Source organism: Salegentibacter sp., from assembly GCF_041642575.1.
Lineage (GTDB): Bacteria > Bacteroidota > Bacteroidia > Flavobacteriales > Flavobacteriaceae > Salegentibacter.
Genome location: NZ_JBEPWD010000030.1, coordinates 15,512 through 27,382 on the forward strand (window position 1 = coordinate 15,512; position 11,871 = coordinate 27,382).

Here is an 11,871-nt window from a genome sequence, read left to right on the forward strand (position 1 = left end):
TTATTTATTTCATAAAGAACATTTTTAAAAATGAAAAGATTTGCAAGTTTACTTATCGTTGCGATCCTGGGAGGAGCTCTTACCCTTGGGGGTTATAAATTATTTATCGAACCTGAAATACAGCCTCAACTAATACAAGACCAATCTCCTTCACAAAATTTTATGCCGGCAAAATACGATGACAGGATCTATGGCACCAATGCCGATTTCACCGAAGCAGCTGAAAACACAGTTAACGGAGTGGTGCACGTAAAAAATGTTGCCGTTTATCAAGGCCCCCGAAGCATCTGGGATCTTTACCGCGGAAATGAAGGCGGCCGGGCTTTACAAGGTGCCGGGTCAGGGGTTATTATATCTCCTGACGGCTATATAGTCACCAATAATCACGTTATCAAAGGAGCCAGCGAGGTGGAAGTTACCCTTAATAATAACCAGACCTACACCGCTGAGATCATAGGAGTAGCAGAATCCACTGATATCGCCTTGCTGAAAATCGATGCAGAGGACCTGGATTATATTCCCTTTGGAGACTCCAATGCAGTGAAATTAGGAGAATGGGTTTTAGCAGTAGGAAACCCTTTCAATTTAAAATCGACAGTTACAGCCGGAATTATAAGTGCTACAGCAAGAGACCTGAATACCTATGATGCAACTCCGCAATCCTTTCTTCAAACCGATGCCGCCATTAACCCTGGAAACAGCGGTGGCGCGCTGGTGAACATCAATGGAGAGCTTGTGGGAATAAATACAGCTATTACCTCCCAAACAGGTAGTTATATTGGTTATGCCTTTGCGGTACCTTCTAATATTACCAGGAAGATCGTGGAAGATATTCTGGAATATGGTGATGTTCAAAAAGGGATTCTGGGAATAAGAGGACTGAGCATTACACCAGAAGCCGTTGAAGAGCTTGACCTTAACTCAGCTCAGGGAGTATATGTCGCCGAAGTTACGTCAGGCAGTGGTGCAGAAAAAGCCGGAATTAAAGAAGGTGACGTTATTAGGCAAATAGATAATATTACCATCAATAAATTTTCAGACCTTACGGGGTATATCAATTCCAAACGCCCTGATGACGAGGTCAAGGTAACAGTCGTACGAAAAGGCAAAAAACGAGATTTCGATGTTAGACTTACAAAAAACGAAATTTACAGGATAGATAGCATTGGATTGGAAGTCACCAACGCAACACAGGAAGAACTTGAAGCTTATAATACTCCAAATGGAGTCAAGATCTCCCGGACTTTAATGAGCAACTTACCTTCTGAAGAACTTGTAGGAACAATTATTACCGCTATTAACAATCAATCGGTTAACGATATTGGAGATGTGGAGCGCATTATGAATAATAGAAAAACCTCAGAATCTATTGTGGTAAGTTTTATTGATAAGAATGGAGAAAAGCAACGGGTAGTATGGCGATAAAGAATAATTAAGAATTGAATTAAGGCTCTCCCTCCGGAGAGCTTTTTTATTTTAAAAATACTTTACGAAAACGTTTGAAATATATACTTTTGCGCAAGTTTAAATCAAACACACAGCAAAATAATGAGTTTCAACCAAGGTTACGAAAGAGAACTGGCCTTCCAGGCTAACAGGCGTAAAGCCACAGTAGAATTTATTAAAATTGTGAGCGATCTATGGTATGACAAATCCATAGAACTAGTACTTTTCAGGAATCAGCTTTTAAATCGCAACGTAAGTGATATCCTCAACCTACACGAATATGCGGGGGAAGTTGTTCAGAAACCTATCTCCATATTTGACACGGTAGAGATTGCAAAGGCTATTCAGGATATGAAATTACCCCCGGCAAAGTTGGACATTGGGAAGCTTACATATGAGTTTCATTTGGAAGACCAGAAACACAGCAATGCAATGGCCTTTGTTTCTCATAAACTCAAAGATGCGAAAGATTACACCAAACTAATTCCGAAAGACGTAGTTTTATATGGCTTCGGAAGAATTGGTCGCCTTGTAGCCCGCGAACTAATGAACCGAACCGGAAAAGGAAATCAATTAAGGCTCAGGGCAATAGTAACGCGAGGCAAAGTTGATAAGACGGTTTTGGAGAAAAGAGCTTCATTGCTTAGGAATGATTCTGTACACGGAGATTTTTCAGGTACAGTAGCAATTGATGAAAAAAAATCAGCGTTAATAATTAACGGGACTACCGTTCACATTATTTCTGCAAATCAGCCTGAGGATATCGATTATATAAAATATGGGATAGAAGACGCTTTAGTTATAGATAACACCGGAGCTTTTCGCGATAAAGCAGAACTTAGCAGGCATCTGAAATCTAAGGGAGCTTCACGAGTACTATTAACTGCCCCCGGAAAAGGTGTACCTAATGTAGTTCACGGAGTAAATCATAAGGAGTATAATCCTGATGAGATCGAAATCTTTTCGGCAGCCTCATGCACCACCAACGCTATCACTCCTGTACTAAAAGCGATTCAGGATTCGCTAGGTGTTGAAAAAGGGCATCTGGAAACTATCCACGCCTATACTAACGACCAGAACCTGGTAGACAACATGCATAGTAAATACCGTCGTGGCCGTGCGGCTGCACTGAATATGGTTATCACCGAAACCGGGGCAGGAAGTGCCGTTGCCAAAGCCTTGCCTGTTTTTGAAGGAAAACTAACCTCAAATGCTATACGGGTACCGGTTCCTAACGGCTCTCTCGCCATTCTAAATCTTGAAGTTCAGAAGAAAACCAGCATAGACAAGGTAAATGCTATTTTAAAGAAATATGCCCTGGAAGGCGAACTTGTAGAGCAGATTAAATATGCCGTGGATAATGAATTGGTATCATCAGATATTGTAGGTTCAAATGCCCCCGCTATTTATGACAGTAAAGCCACTATAGTTTCAAAAGACGGCAAAAGCATAGTGCTTTATATCTGGTATGACAATGAATATGGTTATAGTCACCAGGTGGTGAGACTGGCCAAATATGTTGCCAAAGTAAGAAGGTATACTTACTATTAGAAGAAACCAAAATATAATTACATCTAACCCAGCTTTTATTGCTGGGTTTTTTCTTTTTATCCTTAACTTTGCAGCCCCGAAAATTTAAAAATAAACGATTTAGAATTAAGGTATAAATTGTTACAATAAGTTATCCTACCGGGCGTTGTGTCCATATTAATTAATGCATTAACCCCAAAATAATGAACAGAACTATTTTCGGAATCTTAAGTTTAAGTCTGCTGAGTCTTCAGTTTTATGCCCAGGACAGTCTGAGTACAAATCCTGTACAGGATGAATTCAATGAACTTATAGAAAACTCAAATAATTACCAAGGCTACAAAGTAGTTGATTATGAAGCGCTGGTAAGATTGAAAAACAATACCAATCGGCATTTCGATGAATTACGGGCCGAAATAGAAACCCAAAAGAACACCGCGGACGAACAAATTGCTGAGATCGAATCTCTAAATAAAGAGCTGAAGGCCACTCAGGAGGATCTGGAAAGGGTAAACGCTGAAAAAGACGCTATCAAATTCCTGGGTATGCCGATGAGCAAAGGCAGTTATATGGGAATGATGTGGGGAATTGTAGCTATTTTGCTGGCTGCCTTGTTATTCTTTATATACCGATATAAAAATTCCCACGCCACGACCCGCGAAGCCCGCAATAGATTAGCTGAAACAGAGAAAGAATTTGACGTATACCGTACTAAAGCCCTGGAAAAGGAACAACGCCTTGGCCGCATGTTACAGGACGAGCGAAACAAGACCTCTAACGGATAAAACCTACTTGAATTAATCCCTAAAAGTTGTGTATGCGTATTGATATCATCACGGTAGTCCCAGACCTGCTAAAAAGTCCTTTTGAGGCTTCAATTTTGAAGAGAGCTATAGAAAAAGGCATTGTTGAAATTCATATTCATAACCTCAGGGATTATGTAACCGATAATTATAAGCAAATTGACGATTATCAATTTGGGGGTGGCGCCGGAATGGTGATGATGGTAGAACCAATTGATAAATGCATTTCAAATCTTAAAAGCCAAAGAGATTACGACGAGGTTATATATATGACTCCTGATGGGGAGCGCCTGGAACAACGAACTGTAAATCAGCTCTCTTTACATCAGAATCTTATCATCTTGTGTGGCCATTATAAAGGGGTTGATCAGCGGGTACGGGATCATTTTATCACCAAAGAGATTTCCATTGGAGATTATGTCCTCTCAGGAGGAGAACTTGGGGCCGCAGTGCTATGTGATGCAGTTATAAGACTTATTCCCGGAGTTTTAGGTAATGAGACTTCAGCCTTAACCGATTCCTTTCAGGATGATCTACTGGCACCACCGGTTTACACCCGCCCCGCGGAATACAAAGGTTGGAAAGTTCCGGAGATACTGACTTCCGGGAACTTTCCTAAAATTGAACAGTGGCGGGAAGAACAGGCCTGGGAGCGCACCAAAAAGCTTCGACCGGATCTCCTGGACGAGTCGGAAAAATAAGTCTCTCAGCTGCTTGGAATTAAAATTTATATTTGTAATTTTGCAGGCGTTCTAAAATAACCTCTGGCGAAAACCGTGAATGTTGTTTTGGATTATACTTTAAACAAAAATCGATGGAATCGTTAATTAAATTTGTACAGGACGAATTCGTAGCTACAAAAGAATTTCCCGAATTTTCGGCTGGTGATACAATCACTGTTTTTTACGAAATTAAAGAGGGACAAAAGACCCGTACCCAGTTCTTCAGAGGAGTGGTTATTCAGAAAAGAGGATCAGGAGCTTCTCAAACTTTTACCATTAGAAAAATGAGTGGTACTGTTGGAGTAGAGCGTATTTTCCCGGTTAATCTACCTGCAATTCAGAAAATCGAGTTGAACAAACGAGGTAAAGTAAGAAGAGCACGTATCTATTACTTTAGAGGTCTTACCGGTAAGAAAGCCCGAATTAAAGAAGCAAAAAGATAATTCATTTTTCTTCAATATATTCCAAAGCCCCGAAATTCGGGGCTTTTTTTATTTTCAGAAAGCATTAAAACATTAACATATTTACTTTGAAAATTTAATTTTTGTTCGTATATTTAATATCAGGAATTCATGTTAAAGCTGAATGACACCAGGATTTCAAGCTTTAAACCTTTATGTAAAGCTAAGTTCTTTACATATGATTTTTATCTTCTATATAACGCTCATTTTTTGCATTGTCAAAAATAGTTTGAAAGATAAAAATCGTTTTTGAAACTCTTTTATACTTATACAAGTTTAAAAGGTTTCGATTGAAGTACCACACACCAGGGCTTTTGTCCTTTAATGAATCTTAAAAGATTCGGTGAGAACGTGATACTTCGGTGAAGCCATTTCATTTTAGCAAATAAGATGAAATGGCTTTTTTTATGCCCTGCTCTCAACCGGATTAACCTCTTATTAGCACCTGTTAACTATGATAAAAGCTTGAAAAATATTATATTGCACCTATGTTGAACGCCCGGGATTTCTGCGGGCGTTTATAGAGTCTATGCACAAGTAAATCACATCGATAAAAAATTAAAAGATGACAAAAGAAGCTAAAATTATTTATACTAAAACAGATGAAGCTCCGGCCCTGGCAACCTATTCTTTTCTCCCTATTGTTCAGGCCTATACTAAAGTAGCAGGAGTAAGTCTGGAAACAAAAGACATCTCACTTGCCGGACGTATCCTCTCCCAATTTCCCGAGCGTCTTAATGAAAATCAAAAGATTAGTGATGACCTTGCTGAACTTGGAGAACTGGCGAAAAAACCCGAGGCTAATATTATAAAACTTCCAAACATCAGTGCTTCTATCCCACAGCTAAAAGCTGCAATCAAAGAACTTCAGGAGAAAGGATATGAATTACCTGATTATCCCGATGAGCCTAAAACTGACGAAGAAAAACAAATCAAATCAAAATACGATAAGGTAAAAGGAAGTGCAGTAAACCCGGTTTTGCGGGAAGGAAATTCAGACCGAAGAGCTCCTAAGGCGGTAAAGAACTTTGCCAGAAAACACCCCCACTCTATGGGAGAATGGAGTTCCGACTCAAAATCTCACGTAGCTACCATGCAGGAGGGTGACTTTAAGGCCAATGAAAAGTCCGTAACTATATCAGAAACTACAAAGGTAAACATCGAATTCAACGCTAAAGATGGAACTAAGAAGGTGCTTAAAGAAAACCTGAATCTTTTAGAAGGCGAGATCATCGATGGTACTTATATGAGTAAAAAAAAACTTGTTGCCTTCTTAAAGGAGCAAGTTAAAGATGCCGAAGATAAAGGTGTTTTATTCTCTCTGCATATGAAGGCGACAATGATGAAAGTTTCAGATCCCATTATTTTTGGTCATGGGGTAAAGGTGTTTTTCGAAGATGTCTTTCAGAAATATGGTGAAGACATCAAAAAGGCCGGAGGAGATCCAAATAGTGGACTTGGTGATGTCTTGAATGCAATTGCAAAGCTTCCTTCAGACAAAAGATCGGAGATTGAAGCAGCCATCAAAAAAGATCTGGAAAATGGTCCCGATGTAGCCATGGTAAATTCTGATAAAGGAATAACCAACCTGCACGTTCCAAGTGATGTAATTATTGATGCCTCTATGCCAGCCATGATAAGAACGTCGGGGCAGATGTGGAATAAGAATAACGAAACTCAGGACACAAAAGCGGTAATTCCAGATAGCAGTTACGCTCCACTTTATGAGGAGACTATTCAATTTTGTAAAAAACACGGTGCATTCGACCCTACCACTATGGGTACCGTTCCCAATGTTGGTTTAATGGCTCAAAAGGCTGAAGAATACGGATCCCACGATAAAACCTTTGAGATTCCTACAAATGGAACTGTAAAGGTTGTTGACAGCAATGGAAATACCCTAATAGAGCACGAGGTTGAGGCCGGCGATATCTGGAGAATGTGTCAGGTTAAAGATGCTCCAATCCAGGATTGGATCAAACTCGCAGTAAAACGAGCTAGAGCAACAGGAATGCCTGCTGTTTTCTGGTTGGATGAAAACCGTGCTCATGATGCTGAATTGATCAAAAAGGTTAATAAATATCTTCCGAATCATGATACCTCAGGGCTTGAGATCAAAATAATGTCTGTTGCCGAGGCAACCCGATATACTTTAGAAAGAACTAAAGCCGGAAAGGATACAATTTCAGTTACTGGGAATGTACTAAGAGATTACTTAACTGATCTGTTCCCTATTCTTGAGGTGGGAACCAGTGCAAAAATGTTATCCATCGTTCCACTAATGAATGGCGGAGGTTTATTTGAAACCGGAGCCGGAGGATCGGCGCCTAAACACGTTCAACAATTCCTTGAAGAAGGACATTTACGATGGGATTCTTTAGGTGAATTTCTCGCACTTGCTGCTTCCCTGGAGCACCTTGGAGAGAAATATGATAACAAAAAAGCCCTGATCCTGGCTGAAACCCTGGACGATGCCACCGATAAATTTCTTGAAAACAGCAAGTCCCCTTCAAGAAAAGTAAACGAACATGATAACCGTGGCAGTCATTTTTATCTGGCTTTATATTGGGCCCAGGCACTAGCCGATCAGGACAAAGATTCCGACCTAAAAACTCAATTCGGCAAAATTGCGGAATCTCTGAAAGAGAATGAAACAAAGATCAATGAAGAATTGATCGCAGCGCAGGGATCACCTGTTGATATTGGCGGTTATTATAAGCCCGATGAGGAGCTTACTAAGAAAGCAATGAGACCAAGCCAGACGCTGAATAGTATTATTGTTTAAGTCAAACATAATTAAAAGACAAGGCCGGGAACGATCCGGCCTTTTTCTATTAGAGAAATGAAAAAGCATTCCATTAAACAATCCCTAAATTCCTGTTTAGTATTTTTATTTCGAATTGATCTGTTCTATCTTTATCTCAAAAATTGAAACAAAATTTTTATTTTCTTATTTTAACATTTTGCTTCAGTATACAAGCCTATACTCAGGAGCGATTTACCCTTAGCGGCAATATTACAGATGCCTCCAGCAATGAGACTCTCATTGGTGTAAATATTCTTATACCGTCCCTTAATACCGGTGTTGTAACCAATGAATATGGTTTCTATTCACTGAAAGTTCCGGAGGGCACCTATGAAATTGTAATCTCTTATTTGGGATACCAAACAATTACTGAAACACTCAACATTTCCGGACAGACCAATTTAAATTTCCAATTAAATGAAAGCTCAGAGTTCCTGGATGAAGTTGTAATAAGCCAGCGATCTGATGGTCTCAACATCAAAAAGCCGGAGATGAGTGTTAACAGACTCTCTATTAATACCATTCAAAAAATGCCGGTGATCTTTGGAGAGGTCGATGTAATTAAGTCACTTTTACTTTTGCCCGGAGTTTCAAATGCCGGGGAAGGCTCGTCGGGGTTTAATGTTCGCGGGGGTGCTGTAGACCAAAACCTGATCCTTCTAGACGAGGCAACCATTTATAATTCCTCTCATTTATTCGGATTTTTTTCGGTTTTCAATCCTGATGCCATCAAGGATCTAAAACTCTATAAGGGCGGAATACCTGCGAAATTCGGAGGCAGGGTTTCGTCGGTACTGGATATCTATCAGCGTGACGGAAATAGCCGGGAATTCAAGATGCAAGGAGGAATTGGCGCAATTTCAAGCAGACTTCTGGCCGAAGGTCCCATAGTAAAAGATAAAGGTTCATTTCTTATTGGTGGCCGTAGTTCCTACGCACATCTCTTTCTGAAATTAACAGACAATGACAATTCGGCCTATTTTTATGACCTGAACACCAAATTGAGCTATAATATCGATGATAAGAATAAACTCCTTTTTTCAGGATACTTTGGGCGGGACGTTTTTTCTCTAAGCAGAAATTTTAAAAACACCTACGGCAATGCAGTTTTAAACCTTAGATGGAATCATATTTTCAGTGATAATATATTCTCAAATCTCTCTGTGATTTACAGTGATTATTATTATGGATTAACTCTTGGTTTTGTTGGATTCAACTGGGACAGCGGAATAAAAAACCTCAATTTAAAATACGATTTCGATCATTATCTAAATGACACTTTTCAGTTAAAGTATGGATTCCAGAATACTTATTATGATTTTAATCCGGGTGAGATTGAACCTATAGACGAGACATCAGGGATCAATTATTTTAAGCTCACCAAGAAGTACGCATTGGAAAGCGCTCTTTATTTTTCAGCAGAACATAACATTTCGGAAAATCTATCGGCCGAATATGGTTTAAGATATAGCAGTTTCTTTCGCTTAGGCAAAGATGAATTAAGTATATATGAAAATGATTCTCCCCTTATCTATAATGAAGACCGGGACATCTATGAAGAAGCTGAACCATTAGGCACGGAAACTTACGAAAGCGGTAAAACCATTAGTTCTTTTGGCAATTTTGAACCGCGTTTGTCCGTTGCCTATAGTTTTAACGAGAACCAATCGGTTAAGGCAAGTTATAACAGGATGGCCCAGTATCTTCATCTAATCTCCAATACCAGCTCCCCTACTCCTTTGGATGTTTGGACACCCAGCGGACCTTTTATTGAACCTCAGTTATTGGATCAGTATGCCTTTGGGTATTTCAGGAATTTTAAGAACGGAACGTATTCACTAGAGGCTGAAACTTTTTATAAAAAAGTAAAAAACCGAATTGATTACGTTAACGGAGCAAACCTTATTGCTAATAATAACATTGAAAGAGTCATTTTAAATGGTAAATCCAGGGCTTATGGTCTGGAAATTCTATTCCGAAAAAATGAAGGAAAGTTTACCGGTTGGCTGGCATATACGCTGTCAAAAGCAGAGCAAAAAACCCCGGGCAGAACTCCGGTAGAAACTGGAATTAATGGCGGAGACTGGTATAATTCGAATTATGACAAAACGCATGATCTAACGCTGACCGCCAGTTATGAAGCCAGTAAAAAATGGCAGTTCAATGCTAATTTTAGTTTTCAAACGGGCCTGCCATCAACATTCCCTACCGCACAGTACAGTTATGAAAATATAACCGTACCGGTTTATTCTCAAAGGAATAGCAACAGGTTACCATCTTATCACAGATTAGATCTTTCTGCGAACCTTAACCCGAAAAATTCCAGTGATAAAGACTTTAAGTCATCCTGGAGTTTTGGAATTTACAATGTTTACAATCGAAAAAATGCGTATTCCATCAGTTTTCGGGAGAACAGCGATACTGGGGTCAACGAAGCCATTAGGTTAAGTCTATTTGGGATTATACCTTCTGTCACTTATAACTTTAGTTTTTAATAATGAAAAGGCTATTTAAAATATTCGGATTAATTCTGATCTTTGCAGGAAGCTCATGTGAAGATGTTGTTGATATTCCATTGGAAGAAAGCGAACCAAGGTTGGTAGTAGAAGCTTCCATCTTATCCTATAAAGATTCTGAAAGTAAGATTCAGCAAATCAAATTATCAGAAACGGCCCCGTTTTACGACGAGCAAATACCGCCGGTGGAAAGTGCCTCGGTAAAGATTATTTCAGAAGAAGGACTTGAATATGATTTCGTACATACTTCGGAAGGATACTACATCAATGAGAATTTAAACCCCATCATTGGTCAAACCTATGAATTGGAAATTATTTATAACGATGAGGTTTATACCGCGGCTGAAACAATGATGGGCGTTACAGATATTGATTTTATAGAACAAACAGCTACCGGAGGTTTTGCAGGCGATGAGATAGAGATAAAAGTTTTTTATACTGATCCTGCTGATGAATCCAACTATTATCTCTTTATTTTTAGAAATGAAAAAATAACTCTCGAAATCTATGAAGATGAATTCACAGACGGCAATCAAATTTTTGGTTATTATTCCAATGAAGACATAGAGCCCGGGGATGAGGTGGCTATTGAAATGTACGGCATTTCAAAGTCCTATTATGAATTTCTCTTTATTTTAAGAGCACAAATTGGAGAAAACAGTGGCGGCCCATTTGAAACCCAGCCGGCCACAGTAAAAGGAAATGTTATAAACCGCAGCAATAAAGAAAATTATCCTTTTGGTTATTTTCACCTTTCAGAAGTGGATACAAGCACTTATATTGTAGAATAATTAAAGAAAAATGAAACACACTAATAGAAAGGTACTTGGGAAAGGAATAAAATACCTGGGCATAGCATTACCTTTATCTTTAATTGGCCCCAGTGTTTTATTCACTGCATTTAACAATCAAGGTCACCCTTGGTATATCCCTGTACTTATTTTTGGTTTAATTGCTCTTATTGCTGCAGTTTTTTTAATGTTCAGAGGAATTCTAACAATAGTAAAAGCAGTTTTTGACTAAAAATATTTTAATAGCTAAGATAGAAATGCTTTAAGCTTTTATATATGAACCAGAGATTCCACACTTTGGAAATCCATCCTAATTAGTACTTTTTCCAGATCCTTTTTAGAAGACCTGGATTTTGGTTTGACCTAAAGGATAAAAAGTGATTCCCCCGCAGAAGTATTCCCTCATAAATGCACTTAGGGCCGGGAGAATTAAGTGGGCTTTAACTCCAACACTTTACCCCATAAAAAAACCCTTCACCAAATAAATGATGGAGGGTTTAAAAGAAAGCCCCGCCCGAACGTAGCGTCCGGTACGGGCAGGCCCGTTTTAACGTAACGCTGGGTACGGGCGGGGCGGTGATCCTTCGACTCCGCTCAGGACAGGCCGGCTCCCCCACAAATAGCAGTACCATCTGCGCTAACGGGCTTGACTTCTATGTTCTGAATGGGAGCCTCTGCATTCACTTTATTCCAAAAAAAGACCCTTACAAATTAATGTAAGGGTCTTAAAAGAAAGCCCGCCCGTACCGTTCGGGCGGGCCCGCCCGAACGTAGCGTCCGGTACGGGCGGGGCGGC

The 11,871-nt window shown here is 39.5% G+C and carries 9 protein-coding genes; all 9 read left to right on the plus strand.

The genetic code is table 11. The features are described 5' to 3' along the window. Nucleotides 1-30: 30 nt before the first annotated feature. A complete protein-coding gene (locus ACESK1_RS06815) occupies nt 31-1,425 on the plus strand; it encodes a trypsin-like peptidase domain-containing protein (protein WP_372919250.1) in 1,395 nt (464 codons plus the stop codon). A gap of 123 nt (nt 1,426-1,548) precedes the next feature. Further along, nucleotides 1,549-2,997, plus strand: a complete 1,449-nt coding sequence (locus ACESK1_RS06820; protein ID WP_372919252.1) for a glyceraldehyde-3-phosphate dehydrogenase — start codon at nt 1,549-1,551, stop codon at nt 2,995-2,997. A gap of 182 nt (nt 2,998-3,179) precedes the next feature. After that, complete coding sequence (locus ACESK1_RS06825) at nt 3,180-3,761, plus strand: hypothetical protein (protein ID WP_372919253.1); 582 nt, start codon at nt 3,180-3,182, stop codon at nt 3,759-3,761. Nucleotides 3,762-3,793: 32 nt separating this feature from the next. Beyond that, nucleotides 3,794-4,480, plus strand: a complete 687-nt coding sequence (gene trmD / locus ACESK1_RS06830; RefSeq protein ID WP_372919255.1) for a tRNA (guanosine(37)-N1)-methyltransferase TrmD — start codon at nt 3,794-3,796, stop codon at nt 4,478-4,480. Nucleotides 4,481-4,593: 113 nt separating this feature from the next. Beyond that, complete coding sequence (gene rplS, locus ACESK1_RS06835) at nt 4,594-4,944, plus strand: 50S ribosomal protein L19 (protein ID WP_372919257.1); 351 nt, start codon at nt 4,594-4,596, stop codon at nt 4,942-4,944. Between the two features lie 583 nt (nt 4,945-5,527). Continuing rightward, nucleotides 5,528-7,747 (plus strand): NADP-dependent isocitrate dehydrogenase, encoded by a 2,220-nt coding sequence (locus ACESK1_RS06840; protein ID WP_372919259.1) that lies wholly within the window; start codon nt 5,528-5,530, stop codon nt 7,745-7,747. Between the two features lie 143 nt (nt 7,748-7,890). Further along, complete coding sequence (locus tag ACESK1_RS06845) at nt 7,891-10,263, plus strand: TonB-dependent receptor domain-containing protein (RefSeq protein ID WP_372919261.1); 2,373 nt, start codon at nt 7,891-7,893, stop codon at nt 10,261-10,263. 2 nt (nt 10,264-10,265) lie between these two features. Beyond that, nucleotides 10,266-11,075 (plus strand): DUF4249 domain-containing protein, encoded by an 810-nt coding sequence (locus ACESK1_RS06850; RefSeq protein WP_372919263.1) that lies wholly within the window; start codon nt 10,266-10,268, stop codon nt 11,073-11,075. 10 nt (nt 11,076-11,085) lie between these two features. Continuing rightward, the gene (locus ACESK1_RS06855; RefSeq protein ID WP_372919265.1) at nt 11,086-11,307 is read left to right on the plus strand and encodes a DUF6095 family protein; all 222 of its coding nucleotides are present in this window, start codon (nt 11,086-11,088) and stop codon (nt 11,305-11,307) included. Nucleotides 11,308-11,871 lie beyond the last annotated feature (564 nt).

Excerpts from the sequence above, each read along its gene's own strand:
- ACESK1_RS06815 (WP_372919250.1), top strand. The coding sequence starts at position 31 with ATGAAAAGATTTGCAAGTTTACTTATCGTTGCGATCCTGGGAGGAGCT.
- ACESK1_RS06850 (WP_372919263.1), top strand. The coding sequence starts at position 10,266 with ATGAAAAGGCTATTTAAAATATTCGGATTAATTCTGATCTTTGCAGGA.
- ACESK1_RS06855 (WP_372919265.1), top strand. The coding sequence starts at position 11,086 with ATGAAACACACTAATAGAAAGGTACTTGGGAAAGGAATAAAATACCTG.
- ACESK1_RS06840 (WP_372919259.1), top strand. The coding sequence starts at position 5,528 with ATGACAAAAGAAGCTAAAATTATTTATACTAAAACAGATGAAGCTCCG.
- ACESK1_RS06820 (WP_372919252.1), top strand. The coding sequence starts at position 1,549 with ATGAGTTTCAACCAAGGTTACGAAAGAGAACTGGCCTTCCAGGCTAAC.
- rplS (WP_372919257.1), top strand. The coding sequence starts at position 4,594 with ATGGAATCGTTAATTAAATTTGTACAGGACGAATTCGTAGCTACAAAA.
- ACESK1_RS06825 (WP_372919253.1), top strand. The coding sequence starts at position 3,180 with ATGAACAGAACTATTTTCGGAATCTTAAGTTTAAGTCTGCTGAGTCTT.
- trmD (WP_372919255.1), top strand. The coding sequence starts at position 3,794 with ATGCGTATTGATATCATCACGGTAGTCCCAGACCTGCTAAAAAGTCCT.